This is a genomic window from Novosphingobium sp. BL-A-28-Hi1-0D, from assembly GCF_055521755.1.
On the sequence record NZ_CM145502.1, the window covers coordinates 1,015,779 to 1,033,984 of the forward strand.

An 18,206-nucleotide genomic window follows, 5' to 3' on the forward strand; every position below is an offset into this window, starting at 1 on the left:
TCCGGTCGTTGGCTCCCGGCTATCTGAACCGGCAACGCCCGGCCTTCCTTCAGGCGCGATCCGAGAGACCAGCAGCCGTGAGGCTGCAATGGCGGTCCGCGGCTATTTTCCGGCGGCGCGTGAACGCGCCTTTCCATCGCGAACCAAAATAGCCGCCGCCCGCCATCCTCCGCTGCTCTTCGGTCCAAGGGGATGCAGCCCCGCCGCTGCCGGTCAGAGGGATCGCCGTGAAGGCCGGGCAAGGTGCCCGGTCACACGGAAGCCCGGAGTAGATCCCATGACCGAACCTGACGAACCCGACCTCGAAGTCTCGCCAACCGCCCATCTCCTCGATGAAATCGCCCTCTACGGTTACCGCCCCTTCTCGGACGAGGCCGACCCGCGCCCGCTTCCTGACGAGCGCATCGCAGCCGGCGCTGTCGCCGACATGTTCGACGCCTTGATCGCCACGTTGCTCGACACCAGGCTCGAACCCGATCTTGAAGACCTGTGCTGGGCGCTCGGCAATTTGTTCCACCGCGCCGAAGGCCGCATCAGCCGCGAGCTCGACGACAACGAGGACGCGCAGAAGCGCAGTCAGCGCGAGCAGGACGGCTCCGAGGTCAAATCGGTCGAACTCGAGCGGCTGATCCGCGAAGGCATCGGGCTCATTGAACGCCGCAACGCCATGGAGTTCATGCGCGATGTCGCTTCCGACCAGTTCGAAGTCCACTTCCGCAAAGCCTGGACACCGCGCACAGGATCACTCGTCAATCACCGCACTCTGACCGCCGCCATGATCGACAGCCGCGACTTCCTTGCTGCCAAGCGTCGTTCGGAGACAGAACCGATGTTGCCGATCGGCACCCGCATCGCATTCACCTCTGGCCCCGCCTACCAGGATCACAACCGTATCTGGGCCGCGCTCGACAAAGTCCTCGCCAAATATCCCGACATGGTTCTTTTTCACGGCGGCAATCCGACCGGTGGGGAACACATCGCCTCGCTCTGGGCACGTGCACGCAAGATCACCCACGTCCCGTTCCGGCCAGACTGGGAGCGGTTCAAAAAGGCCGCACCGTTCCGCCGCAACGATCAGATGCTCGAAGTGCTGCCCAAAGCCGTGGTTGCCTGTCCGGGCAATGGAATCAATGCCAACCTGGTCGACAAGGCGCGCAAGATGGGGATTTCAGTATGGTCGATTGAATAATCCCGCTTTTAGCTCGAATAAGCCCCTATGAATGCGCAAACACCAGAACCACAACGCAACCCGCTCCTGGCAAAGTGGCAGCGTCGGCGCGACATGCGGCACGAAATCTCATACCTCCAGAGCCTAAGCGATGAAGAAATTCAGCAAAGGGCTCGACAGGTTTCGGGCTTCAACGAACTTGAACGCATTTATAGCTTTTGGATTGATCGCTCAAACCCTGACACACTTCAGTTGAGTTTTGGCAATCGCTCGATGTTTCGGCTGACAACCGACCGATCGAAGACCGCAGCCGAGAATGGCCCAACCTTAGTGTACAGCTTGGGTGATATTGGATTTGCGACCATCCTCTATCCGGCCAAATCGGACTTGGCTCGAACATTTGAGGACCACGTGTTCCTCCAGATCGGCGCTACCAGCGGTATAAAAATAGCCGAAGGGATGGAGCGAGATCTCAAGATTTTAGTCGCTTACGCTCATGTCTCAAGCATTGATATGACAGCGACGCTGGGTGAACGATGGCGGATTTGGTTGCTACGCCAAGTTTGCAATCGAGGTGAGGATGGCAAATTTCGGAAGGCGCCCGGTTGGAGCGCTATGTTGGGAATAGCTGGGTTTGGAGCACGCACGTTCGTCACGGCGTCGTTTCTATCTATAGTCAAGCCGATTGGATTCGCACTTGCGCTTTGGGTGGTGGCTTGGCTGGGCTGGGACTGGCTGAAACTAACGTAACCACAACTTCGATCCAACTCGAAGCATAGAGCCCACCCCGCTCTTCGGGGCCAATCCGTTGGCCGACCCCAAGCCTCCTTCAATCAACCCGTGAAGGGTCCGCTACGCTCCGCGTGCGGCCACTGCGGCTGCGCCTTCGTGGTGATTGCGGCTTTGCGCCGTCTGTCCGGGGCCTGTCGAGCGGGGATGGTCCCTGCTCCGAGACAGGAGCTCGAACATGTCACTCACCATCGCACAGCGTCACGCCTGGAGCCTAGCCCGCACCCTGATGGTCTGCGTCACTCTGTTCCATGCCGGTAACGGCTACGCAGCGGTTCCCACGGCAGAATTCGATGGCGATGCCAGCAGCATCGTTCGCGAATATGACCCGTTCAATCCCTGACTGCGTCGCCAAGCGCTTGGCGGACAGATCGGATGCCCATCGGGTATTCCGGCCTGTTCGCATGTCTGCTATGATGCCCGAGCACATTGCGCTGCGGTGGTGGAGGAGAGCGCGTCCCTTACCCTTGATTTCAAGGAGGACGCCTTGTTGATCGGTTTCACCCTCGCAATTGTCGCAGTCTACATGTGCTGCGCGCTGCTATTCCGCCTCTCGGTTCATGCTATGCCGCTGTTCGTGGCCTTCGCCGCCGCATCGGTCACATACCATTCTCACCACGGCCTGGTCGCCGCATTGGTCGCGGCCGCCTTGGCTGGCATCGCAACCATTGCACTTGCCCAGATCGCGCTCGGACTGGCCCGTTCCGACTTTTCCCGCGCCGCCATCGGTCTCGTCTTTGCCTTGCCGGCCGCACTAGCTGGCTACCACGCGGTCCATGGCATCGCCGCAGCGACAATGCCCGTCAGCATCTGGCCCACGGTCGTATCGCTGATCGGTGCCGCCGTGATTGCTGTGACTTCATGGGCGCAGTGGAGCCGCGCTGCCCGCTGACGACGTTCACGCGAAGCCCCGCCCGGCAGTGCCGGACAGGGCATACCAGATCAGAGCCAGCCGGGACGGGGCAGCGGTGGATCAGGGGGGGGCTGGCCGCAATCAAGCCATGTGGCTGCCAAGGCGGCGTCAGAATCCCGCCTGACGGACGAGACCGCTGGGCCAAGGTCGAAGCTGGATTGGCGACCCGAGCAAGCGCAATTCCGGACGAAGGATGACAAGCGGTTTTGCGATGCCGCAATGCGGGTGTGCGGGCGTAACTGCGGCACCAACAGCGGCTGGCCCCCATTCTTTCCAGCGCCGGTCTGTGGGGTCCGATAAAGAGCCATGGATTTCCAGCTCAAGTGCAACCCGAGCCCAATGCCGCCTCTTCAATGGCTTTGGTTGGCAGGGGATGGCTTCGCCGCTTGATCCCTTGCTGCAATGGCGTCTGCGCCAACTTTCTTCCCCTGGGTCTGCGCCCCATTCCTCGCGAGACAAGAAAGCCGGCTTACCGCCATCCTCCACTCACGTTCCGGCCGTCCCGGTGCAGCGGGCGCAAGCCCCTGCCTTCAACCAGCCATCGAGGCCGCGATGGGCGCGGGTTCGAGCAACTTGAAGGAATTGAACATGGCTAACATCGGAACTTTCACCAAGACCGGCAACGAATACAAGGGCGAGATCGTCACCATGTCGGTGCAGCAGAAGAACGTCCGCATCGTCCCCGAAGAAAGCGACAACGAGAACGCACCGTCGCACCGGGTCTTCGTCGGCCGCGCGGAAATCGGCGCCGCCTGGACCAAGCGTTCGAACGAAGGCCGCGACTACCTTTCGGTCAAGCTCGACGATCCCAGCTTCACCGCCCCGATCTTCGCCAACCTGTTCGACGACGAAGACGGCAAGAGCTTCAACCTGATCTGGTCGCGAGCCCGCCGCACCAACGGCGACTGATCGGTCAGACAGGCCCCGCCCGGCACAGCCGGGCGGGGCATTCGCTTGTTCAGACCGCGGTTCCGCCCGGTGGATCTGCAAACAAGGCGGCGGGCTTGACCCGCAGAGCCTGTGCAGCTTCGTGAACGGAGAGCAGTGTCGCGTTCTGCTCGCCGCGTTCGATCAGGCTCACATAGGCGCGGTCGACACCCATGCGCTCGGCCACCGCTTCTTGGCTGAGCCCGGCGGCGAGCCGGTAGTGGCGAACATTGTCGCCGAACAATTTGCGGATATCCATCCGCAGCTTAGAAACCTGTCGCGTATCTCCGTGCTACGTATTATAATACGCGGTCACTTTGATCAGTCGCATGGACAGCTGGCATCCATGCGCCGACTACTTATCCCTGACTTCGCAGGGTGCCCTCCGCGTTTGGGGAGAAGCCAAGATTTCACCAATATGGAGCTGCTTTCGTGCTAAGTGTAAAACTGCGTGAAAGGAGTCGAAACAAAGGCTCGGCCCATGACGACACCACCATTTGAGGACGTTCCGCCTGCCGATGAGCACATCACGGCATACGACGAGCTTCATTTTACTACGTATTTGCGGATACTTGATGCCGCTGAAGAGGGTGCTGACTGGCGTGAAGTTGCTGCAATCGTTTTCGGCCTGAACCCGGTTGCAGAGCCAGATCGGTCGCGCCACGTTTACGAACGTCACCTCGATCGCGCACGCTGGATGACCACACATGGCTATCGGCACCTGCTTGAAAAATCACGGAACTCGTGATGAGATCACAAATGGCTGTGGACTTTGCCCTAGCTGATTGGCCTCAATTACTTCGCGAATCCGGATAGAGTTCTGCGATCTTCGTTACTTCCCGGTTTCCCATACCAAACAAAGACTTGAGTTTCGGCCTGTTCGCCTGTGCCTCGCGGAGGTCTCATGTCTGGGGGAATGTCCTGGCGGTCACCTTCCGCCGCAGAAAAATACCGGGACCACGACTATGCGGATTTTGCGCAGGAGTTCCTGAACCGCAATCCCGACTATCGCCGCGATCATGCCGAGACGCGGGGCAGGATCGTTGAAAATCCTGCTTCTGCGCAGACAGAAGAGGAGGGCCTGGCCGGGCGGTGGGGGCTGAGCTTTCCCCACTCTGCCGGATGCCGATCCTCGCACCACTCCTGCACTGTGGTCACCACTCGTCGCACCCGACGTGGTGGTGGTCACTACTCCCGACATTGTCGAAATCCCATTGCTTCCCGGCTTTGAGCCGCTGGTCGAAGCAGTCGGAGAACATGAGCACTATCTGGTTGCCGCCAAGGGCGCGGCGCGGTTGCGACTATGCCTTCGCGCGGCTCCGCCACAGTGCCCAGATTGCCTTATCATCCAGAATGACCTGTGTGCCGCTGCCCGGCTTGCCGCCGCTACCCGCTTTGAGCGAGCGACGCGCGGGCTTCGCCTTGGGCCGGACCGTGTTGCCTCGCCGTCGGCCTATAGACGGTCTCGGCTCGCCTTGCTCCTTGATATTCAGGACGGGATCGATGCGGGGATGTCGCCGCGCGACCTCGCCTTTGGCCTGGTCTTCCCTCGGCATCGACCACTGGCCGGTGCAACCTGGAAAGGTTCGGGCGAACGGCGTCACACGCTGCGGCTGATCGCCGACGCGCGGCGCCTGGTGACCAGCGGTTATCGCAAATTGCTCCGGCACGATTGAGCCAGTTGCACTTGGGGGTGACAGAATTCGCGCGGCTCATTCTGTCACTCCCTCCCGGCATTCCGTCTTCGCCATTGCTGCCTGCGACCAGCGGCAGCCCGCCGTCTTGGTCGAAGCCAAGCGGAGGCCGCCCATGGATGCCCGACCCACCCCCGTCATAGCCAGGTTCCTGCGGACACCCGATGCCGCCGTGCATGTGGGGCTTTCAGCCCGCACGCTCGAGAAGCATCGCTGCTTCGGGACGGGCCCGGTCTATCGCAAGCTTGGCGGACGGATCGTCTACTCAGTCGAAGACCTCGACGCCTGGGCCGAACAGGGCCTGCGCCGTTCGACCAGCGATCCTGGCAAGGGGATTGTCCATCCGGCCAAGCGGCTCGACGGCTATACGCCGCCGGTTCGCCGCTGAGGTCAGCCATGTCGCGCCTGTCTCACTTTCCGGTCGAGAACCGCCAGCTCGATCTGTTCGTCAGCGCGGGCGGCGACATCGCCGCGCGTGACGCGCAGGATCTGATGGCCTGGCCGTTCTTCAGCCTGGCCAAGACCAAACGGGTGCGTCCGATCGACTTCCGGATGGGCGAGGTCTCGATCCTCGTCGAGGCGACCGCCGAACACGGCATGGCGACCATCTGGGACGCGGACGTGCTCATCTGGGTGGCCAGTCAAATTGTCGAGGCGCGCGATGCGGGCCGGGCGACCTCGCGGCTGATCGCCGCCACGCCGCATGAGATCCTCGCCTTCACCCGGCGCGGTACCGGCAAGGCCAGCTATGAGCGCTTGAAGGCTGGGCTTGATCGCCTTCAATCGACGACGATCGCCACCTCAATCCGCCAGCGCGATACCCGTCGGCGGCATCGGTTCAGCTGGATCAACGAGTGGAAGGAGCGCCTCGACGGCTCTGGCCGCGCAACGGGTATCGAGATGATCATCCCCGACTGGTTCTACGAAGGTGTGCTCGACCAGGCGCTCGTCCTGACCATCGACCCCGCCTACTTTGCGCTGACCGGCGGTCTGGAACGCTGGCTCTACCGGATCGTGCGCAAGCATGGTGGCAAGCAGAAAGGTGGCTGGAGCTTCGACTTCAAGCACCTGCACATGAAATCCGGTGCGCTATCACCACCCAAGCGCTTCGCGTTTGAGTTGCGCGACATCGTCCGCCGCCAAGCGCTGCCCGGATACAATCTCAGCCTCGATCACGCGCTCGGCCGTGAAAGGCTGAACTTCGTTTCCATTCCCCTCGATCCGTTCGACGCAGCGATGCGCCGAGTCGGCCTTCAGCCTGTGGATATGTCGTGATGAAACACGGACTATCAGGAACCGCCGGACTCGGACGATCAGGAACCGGAAGTTCGGACTATCGGGAACCGAAATGCCCCACAAACCCGCAGATATCTGCGCCGTTTTGCGCCCTTAACTTAGCTAACAAAGAATCCTTCGGATTCTTGCTAACGTCACCGCGTCTGTGGACAGGTGGCGAAACGCCACCCCGTCGGCCTGCCGAAACGAGGGCGGATGACAGCCCACCGCTGACCCATGTCACGCTGTTCTGGCGCGAAGGCAAACACGAGGACTGGCTCAAGTTCGGCAAGCCCGTCGCCGACCGGATCGTCAGCCGCAGCGAGCGTATCGAGAGCTATGCGCCGGGCCAGGTGTTCGCACTCGTGCGCTGGGCCAGCAATGACTACGGCACCATCCGCTCGACGCTCGACATCGTGCGTGCAGTGGAGCCGCACGAACCCGTCACGCCGGTCACGCAGGTCGATCCCGGCGGCGAGGTCCTGCTCGCCGTCCATGGCTGGCCCAAAGTTGAGCAGGTGTTCCGCCTGATCGATACGATCGAGGCTTCGGGCATCGACCCTACCGAGGTCGCGCCCGATCATTGGCGGCACATCCACAACCGGATGGCTGCGCGCGAAGTGCCGCGCGCCTACGCGCCAGCGCGGCATCGCGCCTGGCTTCAGCGCAAGGACCTGCTGTCATGATCCGGTGGCGTTACCTGCTCGCAGGCTTGGTGGCTGGTGCCACACTTGCGACGCTCACCGTGCCGGTCTCGCGCTACGCGGTGTGGAATGCCAGCGCATCGGTCCCGACCGGGCTTTACGCGATCCGGCGGAAAGCCAGCTTGCACGTCGGCGAGCGCGTGGCAATCGAGCCGGAACCCGCACTGCGCCAGTTCCTCGCGGCACGCGGCTATCTCCCTGGAGGCGTGCCTCTGATCAAGCGCATTGCGGCGGTCAGCGGTCAGCGCGTTTGCCGTTTCGGTCACGGGGTGACCATTGACGGCAACTTTGTCGGTGTGGCGCGCAACCGCGACCGTCTGGGTCGTCCACTTCCTGCATGGTTCGGATGCCGGACGCTGCGCTCCGGCGAGTTGTTCGTGATGAACCCGGCCGCGCCCGACAGCTTCGATGGGCGGTATTTTGGCGTGCTGCGCATCACCGACGTCATCGGCCGTGCGACGCCCATCTGGACCGACGAAGCGGGCGACGGCGACCACAAGTGGTTCGCCGATCCGCTCTCAGCCTCACCCACCAAGCCCACCCCCAGTTCACCAACCGAAGGAGACTGACCCATGCGTATCGGACTGTTTGTTGCCGCCGACGGCGGCTTTGCCGGGCATTTGACCACGCTTACGCTCGACTTCGATCTTGTCCTCGTTCCGGCTGACAACTCGGACAGCGAGAACGCACCGGACTTCCGAGTGATTGCAGGATCGGACGATGAAGCCCGCGAGGTCGGTGCAGGCTGGAAGCATGTTGGAGAGAAGGCCGGCGAATACGTCGCGATCCAGATCGACGACCCGATGTTCATCCAGCCCCTGCGGGCCAACCTGTTCCAAGGAGAAAACAACGGTCACGTTCTGGTGTGGTCGCGGCCGACCAAGCGCGAAGCAGCGAGCTGAGCGATGGCAAGGCTCGCCCCACTTGCCTTCTGCGTATTGGTACTCGGCCTTTTCGGTGACGCGCCTGCCTTTGGGCAGGCCGCTGCCGAACAGGCGCAGCCTCGCACCGTTGCCATCGCGGACCATGTAGCCGAAGCCTCGCAGCGCTTCGGCATTCCGGACAGCTGGATCTACGCGGTGATGCGGACCGAGAGTGCTGGTCGGATCGGCGCGGTATCGCCAGCCGGTGCGATGGGCCTGATGCAACTTATGCCCGCAACCTGGTCGCGCCAGCGCGACCGGTTCGGGCTTGGGAATGACCCGTTTGATCCGCGCGATAACATCATGGCGGGAACTTCCTACCTGCGCGAACTCTATGACCGTTACGGCGCATCCGGCTTCCTCGCTGCCTACAATGCAGGCCCGGGTAGATACGAGAGCTGGCGGGATCGAGGCCGACCGCTCCCGACTGAAACGGTTGCTTATGTCGCCAGGATTGCACCGGCGCTGCAGTCGGCAAGCGCGGCGACCGTCGTCGCCAGCGCATCGCCTATGCAACCGGTGCGCATATCCTGGGCACAAAGCCAGCTGTTCGCCGCGCGTTCGGGCAGCAGTGACGACGCATCCGGCAGCTTCGCCGCCGCCGCGCCGCCGCGATCGACTCGAGCTCCGAATGCTCCGCTGAGCGGCCTCTTCGCGCCCGTTTCGGGAAGCAGTTCGCGATGATCGCCTTGTTCGCCCTTTGGCGCGTCGCGGCGTGGAATAGCGGGCGAATGAGGTGGTTGAGGTCGGAAGAGAGGAAGGGGGTATTGCGATGGCGAGATAAAAGCGGCGACGTCGCCTGGGGTGAAGGTGATTGGATTAATTCAGAAATTTGCGATGTCGTCCGGACCCCGGTGCTGTCGTACCGCTCTCGAAACCGCTCTTTTACGCCGCTTCAGGCGACGTCGCTCCCTTCGGCTCAGCCGTGAAGGACGACGACTTCGAGATCCGCCCGGGCCGATCGCGGGACCAGGGCATGCCGGCCAACCGCAAGGCCACCTCGTTCGTCGGCAAGGTGCTCAAAGCGTCGCGCCGCTCTGGGGCAACGCCGCTGGCTCGCCGGAGCGGCAAGCCTGCCGGGACGGGAAGATATGGTCGGGGCCGCGCAGCCGCGCTGCGCGCCCGGCGGTCACCTTATCAGCGCCGCGTGGTGATCAAGGCGAGGGTCGTGCGTCACAAGGGCGCGCGGTTCCGGGCCGCACCGCTTGCGCTTCACGTTTCATACCTTGAGCGCGATGGCGTGACGCGCGACCATGAGCGCGGGCAGTTGTTCGATGCCAGCGGGGACAATGCAGACGGCGAGGCTTTCGCGCAGCGGTGCGCAGATGACCGTCACCACTTCCGGTTCATCGTGTCACCCGAAGATGCGACCGATCTGGCCGACATGCGCACGTTCACCCGCGAGCTGATGGACGACACGGCCCGCGATCTCGGCACCCGGCTCGACTGGGTCGCGGTGGATCACTGGAATACCGATAATCCGCATGTTCATCTGCTGGTCCGGGGGCGAGCGACGGACGGCGCGGACCTGGTCATCGACCGCGACTATATCCGCGAAGGCATGCGTGCCCGGGCCGAAGAGCGGGTCACGATCGAGCTCGGGCCGCGCAGCGAGCGGGACATTCAGCGCGCCATGGCCCGCGAGGTCTCAGCAGAGCGGTGGACTGGCCTCGACCGACAACTGCGCACGATGCAGGATCGCGCTGAGGTGATCGATCTGCGTCCGGCGGCGGAACAAGACCGCCGGCGTCAGGCGCTGCTTGTGGGCCGGGTCAACACGCTAGCGCGCATGGGGCTGGCAGGCGAAACAGGGCCAGGGCGCTGGATGCTGCGCGGTGACGCCGAGAAGACCCTGCGCGACCTCGAAATGCGGGGCGATGTCATCAAGACGATCCATCGCTCGATGACCGAGAACGGGTGGCGGTCAGACCTGTCTCGCCTTTCCATACACGACCAACTGCCATCGGATCCGATCATCGGCAGGCTGGCCAGCAGGGGACTTCATGACGAGCTGTCGGGCATGGCCTATGCCGTTGTCGATGGCATCGATGGCCGAACGCACCACATCCGGTTCAACGATCTCGAAGCCACCAGTGATGCCCGGCCCGGCGCAATCGTGGAACTGCGGCAGTGGACCGATCGCAAGGGACAGGGCCATGCCGCGTTAACGGTCCGTTCGGACCTGGGATTGGTAGAACAGGTCAACGCGAAAGGGGCAACCTGGCTCGATCAACAACTGGTGGCACGGGAGCCGACGGCACACGGGGCAGGCTTCGGGCGGGAGGTCGAGGAAGCCTTGCAACAACGCGCCGAACACTTGGTCGAAGAAGGTCTGGCGACCCGGCAGGGCCGGCGGTTAGTGTTTGCGCGCGGCCTTCTTGAGACCCTGCGCCAGGGGGATTTGGGGGAGGCCGCGGGCAGGCTTTCGCAGCAGACCGGGCTTGAACGGCAATCGAGTGGCCCCGGCGAGCATGTCACAGGCATTTACCGTCAGCGCGTCGACCTTGCGTCTGGGCGCTTCGCCATGATCGACAACGGCCTTGGGTTCCAGCTTGTGCCTTGGCAGCCCGCCTTGGAGCGCAAGCTTGGCCAGGCCGTGACCGGGGCGGTGAACCAGCGCGGCGGGGTGGACTGGAGTTTTGCTCGGTCGAGGTCGATTTCGCTTTGAGGTTTGGGCTGCTGAATGTCTGCCTGGTCGACGTGTGGGAACCGATCTTTCGTAACTCTAGTAGCTGTCGAGTAGCTACGGACCCTCGGCGGAGTCATTGAGTGGATCTCGAACCGCTTCTTGTCGCCGGCATGCAGTCGTTCCCGGCGACTAGGTTGCGCCGACCTCCTCTAAGAGATCACCCTGCGGCAGCTGCTGGGGGCGCATGTAGATCTCTGGGTCGATACCGTGATCCTTGAGGAACGGCGCGTCGCGCAGTTTGTCGCGCAATCCCAGCAGGCGCTTTTCCGCGCGTTTCACAAAGGTCGAGTAGGTCATGGCGCGGATCGTGACTTGGCCGTTGTTCTTAGTCTCGTCGCCAATCTCGGTGGGGTCGATACGCGAGCCCAAGACATAGCAGGTGACAACGGTGGCATCGGTCACCAGTCCCTTGCCCATCAACTCGCGGACATATTGCCAAGGTTGCTGCTTCTCCTTCGAGCCGATAAGCACCCCGGGCTTCTTGATCTCAGCAATGACGAGGCGAGACACGCCGTCGACCTCATGGCCGAGATCATGTGAATCGCGGCTGTAGAAGCCGGCGCTGCCATCCGGCAGCATCACGAAATCCGGGCGCAGGCGGCTGCCCTGGTCAGTTCGGCCGTAGATCTTTTGGATCACCTCGGTCATGCCGCGGTTGCTGGTAAACTCCAGGCTTTCGAACTCGGGGCCGAAGACCCAGAGGCTGCGGTCGAACAGCGGCTGGAGATCGCCCACCTCCTCCATCGTCTCGTCGCGCAGCTTGTGATCGAGCTCCTCAATCAGCTTGAGACGCTGGGCGATCTCGTCGAGCGCGAGCTTCGCGGTGCGGACCGTCCAATCGACCAGCAGGGCATTCAACTCGTCGAGGTCGCCAGGTTGCATCTTGTCGAGTTTTTGAATTAACTCGTACTTGCTGGTGGCGAGTTCGAGCTTGACGAGCACGCCCGCGACCTGTTCGACCGTGTCGAGGCTCATGGACGGGCAGGTGTCCACCACCTGATCTACAAAATCGTTCCAGCGGTCGCGACTGACCGGCGCCAACTGGGCGACGGTGCGACCGAGCTTCTCTCGGACGGCCTCCTTGGTTTCGCGCCGACGATCTGCGCTAAAGGCGCTGAGATGCTCGCGGATCTGTGCGTGCACGAGGGCCCGGGTCTCCGGCCAGGCCTCGCTGTTGGGCCAGAAGCCGGACCAGTCGGGTAGTACCTCTGCGGCTAGGAAGTCGGCGCGCACGATGAAGATGAAGCGCTTGGCCTCGCTGCTGCGCCCGTCGACCAGTCGCTCCTGGTCGAACCCCACCCATCCCGGCACGCCCACGATCCGGTTGTTTACCCGCCAGGCGATGCCGTGCTGGCGCGTCGTCTTGTCGGCCTTCTGTGTGTCGATGACGATGAGGTGAGCGGTGCCACGGCCAGGTACCTCAATGTCGATCTCACGGCGATGCGCTTCGGGAATGTCGTCGAACGTCACCCTGGTGCTGTTCACCGTCACGGTGAAGTTGGGATCGGCCAAGAAGCGGGTTCCGATCACCTCGCGGGCCTCTTCAGGTGTCATAATAACAGGCTGCGGATTGATTGCGCTGATCTCGGTGCCGTGGCCGGTGACGCCGGTCTCGCCGGCTGTGCGCTCGATTGTGAAGGGCTGCGTGAGCCCGCGGCGCACTTCGAACGTCACTGAGTTTCCATCACGCCAGGTCCGTACGCGATAAGCTTCACCGAACCGGAAGGCTGCGTGCCGGCCCTTGCCATTACGGCCATAGGCGGGTCGGGGCCGCAAGTCGGAAAGTTCGGGCGGTGGGGCAGACTCTGTCCCCTCTTCCCGCAGCCGATTGTAGTCGAGTGTCTTCCAGCGGGTCTGGAACTGGGCCTCGCTCATGCCCTTTCCATCGTCCTCAATTGCGAACGCCGCGTCTGTCCCGCGCTCCGGCCATACGATGTCGACTTTGGTCGCCCAGGCATCCCAAGCGTTGGCCACGAGTTCCACGATCGCAACTGCAGGGTCGGCGATGATCGAACCGGCATGTCGCTCCATGAAGCGATTGTCGAACAGCAACCCTACGTCATCCGCCATTGGACGCCCCCCTCACTAACATCGTAACGAGCGGGTCCGGTCAAGTCCATGGAGGGTTCGGGGTTGGCGGATTTGGAGAAGTCGATTTGGGTATCGCTGATCTGCACAGAGCTGAGCGGTTTGGTCGCTGCCGCCTGTGGTGGAAACGCTTACCTATGCGTCGCGTATCGCCCCAGATTGCGACGTTCGCTACTGGCGGCGCGATCGTCGCAATCAAACAAAAGCAGTCATTCGGGTTTTCTCCTGACATCTCCCGGACTCAAGGCCCCTGCGCTCGCTGCTCAACTCTGTTTCACGGGGAACAGCAGGACGCAAATATCGTCCTTGGGCGACATGATTGTCGTTCGGATCTTCGCGCGGGTCACGCTAACGCGGAGATTCTGGCGCGCCTGTGTCATAGGGCCGGTGTTCACATTGCCGCCGACGATCCGATCTGGGTTGCCAACGATCTCGCCTTTGACCCGCTTCGGCCAGCCTTCAAAGATGATGACCTCGTCGAACTGCTTACCCTTGGCCTTGTGCATGTTCATCACGACAACACCTGACTCGGGCTTGTTCGCCGTCGCGAAATGCTCCTGAACGAATGACTGACGCGTGATGGCAAGGGCGTTCTTATAGCCGCCTGTGTCGCGCCAATCCTGGGAGAGGCTCTGACGGAGTTGCGTGCCCCGTTCAAGCAGGCGAACGTTACGGGCTTCTTGGGCAACCTCCACGAGCCGCTTGCAGCCGCCCGCCTCGAGGACGGCGCGAACCGCCGTCCAGTCGGTATCAGGCTGGCCGGTCAGCACCACGGCACTCGCAGCCTGGTGTACGGCGAACGTCGCCTGCAGGACGCTGTTGCCCGGCGTCGCCTTGCCGTTTGCAAGGCATCCGTTCCACTTTTCCAGTGCGGACCTGAGCCGCTGAGCTTCCCCCAAGTCGCCCTTCGTCGGCGTCGCGCCGCCGCGTCCGTGGAAGAAGCTGCAAAGCATATCGACGAACTCGTCGAAGCAGCCATTCTGGCTACGTTGCTGAAGGAGGAACGCTATCACCTCGGCGGCCAGGATCGGGCCTTCCATATCGACGGCCGCCGTATGAGCGATCGGCGGCACGTTTCCGAACGGCGCACGCAGATAGTCGGATACCAGACGCGTCATGCGCTTGGTGGGGACTAGGATCGCAAGCGACCAGTCGCGCTGACCTAGCGCGAGGAGCCGTTGCCGTGCCTTCAGCACCTGAGCAACAAGCGAGGCATAGGCCTGGTTCGGGTTCGACGCGAACCATTCGGCTTCCACACCCTGATAGGGTTCGTCGCGAAACTTCCCCGTGAGGAGATGATTACCGAAGATGGCAATATCGGTGCCCTTGCTGCGGTGATTGTCGCCGGCGAGGTCGTGCTCCGACGGCGTGAACGCGGCCCTGAAGTGGTTCAGCCTCTCGGGATCGGCGCCGATGAAATCGAAGATGCGCTGCTCGGGATCGGCCAGCGCGATAAGCGTGCTGCTCTTCCCGATCGCCTCGACGGCGCGCCATTGCTCGGCGCTGGTGTCCTGAAATTCGTCGAGGATGATGAACGGGTACATGGTCGAGACGAGCTCGCGCACTTTGGCCGAACCGTGCAGCAGGATGGCCACGCGCTCGGCGAACAGGTCGAAGCAGACCTTGCCTTCCTCGGTCGCGAGCCGCCTGCGTTCGGCAACTTCCAACGCCGCCTTTTGCGCTTTTTCCTCGTCCGACAGCTTCGACAGGGCCTTGAAGCCGCTGCGGATCGACGACAGCGCGATCGCTTCGTTCGGCGGCGTCAGGATTGTCATCCGCCGCGGAAACCCTACCAAGTAGCCATGGGTCTTGAGGATGCGCCAGAAGAACGAGTGATAGGTATCGACCTCGATCCGCTTCTTGTCCTCCTTGGTGACCGATCGCTCTTCGTTGATCGCCTCGAAAACGCGCGAGACGGTCGCGCGCGCGAAACTCAGGAAAAGGATGCGCTGCCCAGGCCGCAGTTTTTCACGCGCGATCTTCGCTGCCTTGAGGATCGACACCGTGGTCTTACCCGAGCCGGGACCGCCGATGACGAGTTGGGCCCCGTCCGCGATCAGAACTTCCTTTTGCGCCAGCGTTAGTTCGACCATGCCGCCCTCTAAGCAGCGGGCCCGAGGCCGGCCTGCCCGCTATTCCCGGCCGGAAGCGCGGGCGGAACCGGGGGCGCTGGCGGTATTGACGGTGCCGGGGGCGCGACGGGCGCGGAAGGCGGATCACAGATGGCCTTCAGCGTTATGCACGCGTCGCGGATCCACAATGGAATCTCGGCCTCGGAACACTGACCCAGAAAATCTGCGATACCCCAGTTGCCCTTGGCCCAACCGAAATATTCTTTGAGTGCCGGGATCAGATTTGCCTTGGGATCCGGATATTTGCCGAGAATGTGCGACGGCCAGTCGAGCGCATCCGAGAACCGCTCGAGCGCCTCCTGCGTCGTATTCTTGAGGATCAGATCCTCGATGCCCTTTTCGTCGTGCATGAAGAGCCGCTCGACCTGGGCTTCGATTGCCGCCTTCGCCGGATCGGTCTGTTTGTCGCATATCCCGAAGGTCCGTTTGCCAAGGCCCTTATACAGCCGCGCGAGGTCGGCGATTTGCGACTCGGTCCCTGCATCGATAATGCAGATGCCCAGCGCCTCGATCGAGGCATAGGTCGCGGCATTAAGCTCGGACAGTCGGCGCGCGGCCACGGGGAAGGCGCTGGCCTCGGTCGCCCCCTCGGCGATCAGCACGCGGCGGGATAAAAGACCCTCGCAAAAGCGGGTGCGAAACTCCTGACGGTAGCGCTTGTGCTTGACGCTATCGGGCAACGCGATCTGCGCCTGGCTCAGTGTGCCCGCATTATCCCGTGACAGAATCACCGTCTCGTCCAGCTTGAACTCCTCAAGGACGTAGGGCGAATGCGACGTAACGATCGACTGAGCCGCCAGCTTGCGCAACTCGTGCACGATCCGCTTCTGTGCATAGGGCGGGATTGCCGTCTCGACTTCCTCCATCGCGAAGATGACGTTCTGTTTATCCTCCGCGATCTGCGACAGCATCGCCAGGACCAGCATGTTGATCGTGCCGGTGCCCTGCCGGAAGAACGGCGCCGCATGAGTACCGTCGCCGGTCGCGATGAAGGCGGTCACGACCTTGCGCAGGTGCTCGCGCGTCAGGTTCGACACCTTGAGGTGCGGCTTCACGCCCCATTCGCGCGGCACATATTTCTTTAGCGACTTGTCGATGCTGTCTAGCACGCCAGAAATGCCGAGCGCCGGATCGCTTGCGACGTCGAAGCCGGCGAGCGTACCGATCGTGCCTTCCCACATCTGCGGCCGGATTTCCTTCAGGCGCAGAATGATGTCGAGAAGGCTGCCGTGCTCTAGGCTGAGCGCGCGCGACCCCGTGCGCAGCGAGCGCAGGAAAAGAAAGCCGCAATGTTGCTTGTCCTTCTTTGAGAAGGGCTCGGGCTTGTCGCCTTCAGTCAGGCTGCGCGAATAGAAGGTATTGCCAGTAAAATCGTCTTCGTCCGGGTCATAGGCGCCGATGAAGGTGACACGTAGCGCGGCCTTGATGTCCGCAGCATCGACGCCCGCCGGGCTGGCATCGGTGAAGAAATCGCCCGTTGCGACATTGAGCCATTCGACATACCCGCCGAACCTAGCCTCTTGTTCTTCGGACAGGCCAATGATGGTGACTTCAACCGTGATTTTCGGCGCCTCACCGGGGACCGCGTCCGCACCCTCAACCGGCTCGGCACCTTCCTCGGGCACCACTGGGGCGACGGCGAGATAATTACCCTCAAAAAAATCATGCTCGTCGACTGGCGGGCGTCGGCTCAGTCGATCTGGACCCAGCGCTAGATCTATTGCTTCGAGGACAGAGGACTTGCCCGTGTTATTGTCGCCGATGAGGACGGCGTGGTCAGGCAGGACAAGCGTCGTAGAACTGATGCCCCGGAAATTATCGATCGATACGGCGTAGATCTTCAACGCAACCCCCTAGCGCAATTCAGTTCTATTGCTTTGGCTGCTTCACAGCTACCTCCGATTCAATCCGACGTCACCCGCCATTCCGGCAAAAGTACTGCAGAGTTGGACGAACGGCAGGGCTTTGAAATGCAGCCACTGAGGCCGATTGAACACCTTTAGGCCACGTTGGTGACGCTGCTACGGCTTGGATAAAACGGCCGCATGTCGCCTTTTGCAGCCCCATCGCAGACTCTCCGGAAAGTCCAACCCGCCGGACCTAGGAAAGAGGGCTAAAGGAAGGCCAAGAGCACCGGGCCAGCGCGCTAAGTCACTTAGCCCAAATTCAGTTACCAAGCCCCGCGCCCGACGGTTTCGGGCAAGCTCAGCTCGCGAATGATCCCGTCATTGCTGCCAATCGTCATGGTCGGTCGCTGTTTGCTGCGCCGCTTGCCAAACCAACGGTCAACGATGTGGAAGAAATCGCGGTTGATATCCCGTTCCAGAATGCTGTCGATTAGGCGTTCTGTCAGGTCGGTATCAGGCATGACGTAGAAATCGCCAGGTCGATTGAGATCGTCGAGACTTGGCGCCTCATCCTCATGGCGCTTTTGGAACATTTTTCGAGGAATGACTACGTCCGACAGCACTTCTTCGAAGGCTTCATGGAACAGGGGCGACATGAAATCGATGATGTGGGTCGGCGTCTGAATCCACATGTGGAAGGCATCGGTATCCAGTTCGATCCGTCCACCGGCGTCGCGGCCAAAGAAGAGATTTTTCCCCGGTTCGACGCACATCGCAAATCCGCCCGCCACAGCACGGGCCTTCATGCCATAGTGCTTGTTCAGGATCAGAGCGCCAATACAAGCAAACAATGTGCAGGCACGCCCCGGATTTCCCTCCGCTCGGATCGCGCCATGTATGACTTGGTGGAGGCGGTTGAATTCAGACAGCGGCAGGAGAAATTTGCTCATTCGGGTTCCAAAACTTGATCTTTGTGTCGATAGTTCGCCGCCAGTCTTATTCCAGCGCGAATAGACGACGGGTCTGCCGGCTGACGACTTCGAACGACTGCTCCGTC

Annotated in this window: 20 protein-coding genes; 15 read left to right on the top strand and 5 right to left on the bottom strand. The window is 62.0% G+C overall.

Annotated elements, in window-relative coordinates; all coding sequences use genetic code 11:
- Positions 1-277: 277 nt before the first annotated feature.
- From ACZ1JW_RS05120 to ACZ1JW_RS05140, 5 genes are all read left to right on the top strand, one after another.
- Positions 278-1,189, top strand: a complete 912-nt coding sequence (locus ACZ1JW_RS05120) for a DUF2493 domain-containing protein (RefSeq protein WP_465142195.1) — start codon at positions 278-280, stop codon at positions 1,187-1,189.
- A gap of 27 nt (positions 1,190-1,216) precedes the next feature.
- Positions 1,217-1,918: a hypothetical protein gene (locus ACZ1JW_RS05125; protein ID WP_465142196.1), complete on the top strand. Its 702-nt coding sequence runs from the start codon at positions 1,217-1,219 to the stop codon at positions 1,916-1,918.
- 217 nt (positions 1,919-2,135) lie between these two features.
- Positions 2,136-2,300: a hypothetical protein gene (locus ACZ1JW_RS05130; protein WP_325465746.1), complete on the top strand. Its 165-nt coding sequence runs from the start codon at positions 2,136-2,138 to the stop codon at positions 2,298-2,300.
- Positions 2,301-2,447: 147 nt separating this feature from the next.
- Entirely contained in the window at positions 2,448-2,849 is a 402-nt protein-coding gene (locus tag ACZ1JW_RS05135; protein ID WP_465142197.1) for a hypothetical protein, read from the top strand.
- Positions 2,850-3,458: 609 nt separating this feature from the next.
- Complete coding sequence (locus tag ACZ1JW_RS05140) at positions 3,459-3,779, top strand: DUF736 domain-containing protein (protein WP_120222423.1); 321 nt, start codon at positions 3,459-3,461, stop codon at positions 3,777-3,779.
- A 49-nt stretch (positions 3,780-3,828) separates the two neighbouring features.
- Here ACZ1JW_RS05140 and ACZ1JW_RS05145 read toward each other — a convergent pair whose 3' ends face one another.
- Positions 3,829-4,056 (bottom strand): helix-turn-helix domain-containing protein, encoded by a 228-nt coding sequence (locus ACZ1JW_RS05145; RefSeq protein WP_465142198.1) that lies wholly within the window; start codon positions 4,054-4,056, stop codon positions 3,829-3,831.
- A 222-nt stretch (positions 4,057-4,278) separates the two neighbouring features.
- On the opposite strand from ACZ1JW_RS05145, the gene ACZ1JW_RS05150 reads away from it, so the two are divergent.
- The 10 genes from ACZ1JW_RS05150 (at position 4,279) to ACZ1JW_RS05195 (ending at position 11,061) form a co-directional block, all read left to right on the top strand.
- Positions 4,279-4,545, top strand: coding sequence for a DNA -binding domain-containing protein (locus ACZ1JW_RS05150; RefSeq protein ID WP_465142199.1), 267 nt, complete (start codon positions 4,279-4,281; stop codon positions 4,543-4,545).
- A gap of 168 nt (positions 4,546-4,713) precedes the next feature.
- Complete coding sequence (locus ACZ1JW_RS05155; RefSeq protein WP_465142200.1) at positions 4,714-5,028, top strand: transcriptional regulator domain-containing protein; 315 nt, start codon at positions 4,714-4,716, stop codon at positions 5,026-5,028.
- Positions 4,973-5,473, top strand: a complete 501-nt coding sequence (locus ACZ1JW_RS05160) for a DUF2285 domain-containing protein (protein WP_465142201.1) — start codon at positions 4,973-4,975, stop codon at positions 5,471-5,473. Before ACZ1JW_RS05155 ends, ACZ1JW_RS05160 begins: the two co-directional genes overlap by 56 nt.
- Positions 5,474-5,606: 133 nt before the next feature.
- On the top strand, positions 5,607-5,879 hold the full coding sequence (locus ACZ1JW_RS05165) for a helix-turn-helix transcriptional regulator (RefSeq protein ID WP_099185576.1): 273 nt from the start codon (positions 5,607-5,609) through the stop codon (positions 5,877-5,879).
- Positions 5,880-5,887: 8 nt separating this feature from the next.
- Positions 5,888-6,766, top strand: a complete 879-nt coding sequence (locus ACZ1JW_RS05170; RefSeq protein WP_465142202.1) for a replication initiator protein A — start codon at positions 5,888-5,890, stop codon at positions 6,764-6,766.
- Between the two features lie 146 nt (positions 6,767-6,912).
- Positions 6,913-7,452 (top strand): DUF2840 domain-containing protein, encoded by a 540-nt coding sequence (locus ACZ1JW_RS05175; RefSeq protein ID WP_465142203.1) that lies wholly within the window; start codon positions 6,913-6,915, stop codon positions 7,450-7,452.
- Positions 7,449-8,039, top strand: coding sequence for a S26 family signal peptidase (locus ACZ1JW_RS05180; protein ID WP_465142204.1), 591 nt, complete (start codon positions 7,449-7,451; stop codon positions 8,037-8,039). The genes ACZ1JW_RS05175 and ACZ1JW_RS05180 overlap by 4 nt, the downstream gene beginning before the upstream one ends.
- Positions 8,040-8,042: 3 nt before the next feature.
- Positions 8,043-8,372 (top strand): DUF736 domain-containing protein, encoded by a 330-nt coding sequence (locus ACZ1JW_RS05185; protein WP_465142205.1) that lies wholly within the window; start codon positions 8,043-8,045, stop codon positions 8,370-8,372.
- Positions 8,373-8,375: 3 nt separating this feature from the next.
- Entirely contained in the window at positions 8,376-9,077 is a 702-nt protein-coding gene (locus ACZ1JW_RS05190) for a lytic transglycosylase domain-containing protein (RefSeq protein ID WP_465142206.1), read from the top strand.
- A gap of 292 nt (positions 9,078-9,369) precedes the next feature.
- The gene (locus tag ACZ1JW_RS05195) at positions 9,370-11,061 is read left to right on the top strand and encodes a relaxase/mobilization nuclease domain-containing protein (RefSeq protein ID WP_465142730.1); all 1,692 of its coding nucleotides are present in this window, start codon (positions 9,370-9,372) and stop codon (positions 11,059-11,061) included.
- Between the two features lie 150 nt (positions 11,062-11,211).
- Here ACZ1JW_RS05195 and ACZ1JW_RS05200 read toward each other — a convergent pair whose 3' ends face one another.
- The 4 genes from ACZ1JW_RS05200 to ACZ1JW_RS05215 all read right to left on the bottom strand — a co-directional run bounded on the left by ACZ1JW_RS05200 (position 11,212) and on the right by ACZ1JW_RS05215 (position 18,099).
- Positions 11,212-13,152: an ATP-binding protein gene (locus ACZ1JW_RS05200; protein WP_465142207.1), complete on the bottom strand. Its 1,941-nt coding sequence runs from the start codon at positions 13,150-13,152 to the stop codon at positions 11,212-11,214.
- 281 nt (positions 13,153-13,433) lie between these two features.
- Positions 13,434-15,263 (bottom strand): UvrD-helicase domain-containing protein, encoded by a 1,830-nt coding sequence (locus tag ACZ1JW_RS05205; RefSeq protein WP_465142208.1) that lies wholly within the window; start codon positions 15,261-15,263, stop codon positions 13,434-13,436.
- Positions 15,264-15,271: 8 nt separating this feature from the next.
- Positions 15,272-17,146 (bottom strand): ATP-dependent nuclease, encoded by a 1,875-nt coding sequence (locus ACZ1JW_RS05210; protein WP_465142209.1) that lies wholly within the window; start codon positions 17,144-17,146, stop codon positions 15,272-15,274.
- A gap of 326 nt (positions 17,147-17,472) precedes the next feature.
- Positions 17,473-18,099 (bottom strand): DUF2026 family protein, encoded by a 627-nt coding sequence (locus tag ACZ1JW_RS05215; protein ID WP_465142210.1) that lies wholly within the window; start codon positions 18,097-18,099, stop codon positions 17,473-17,475.
- Positions 18,100-18,206 lie beyond the last annotated feature (107 nt).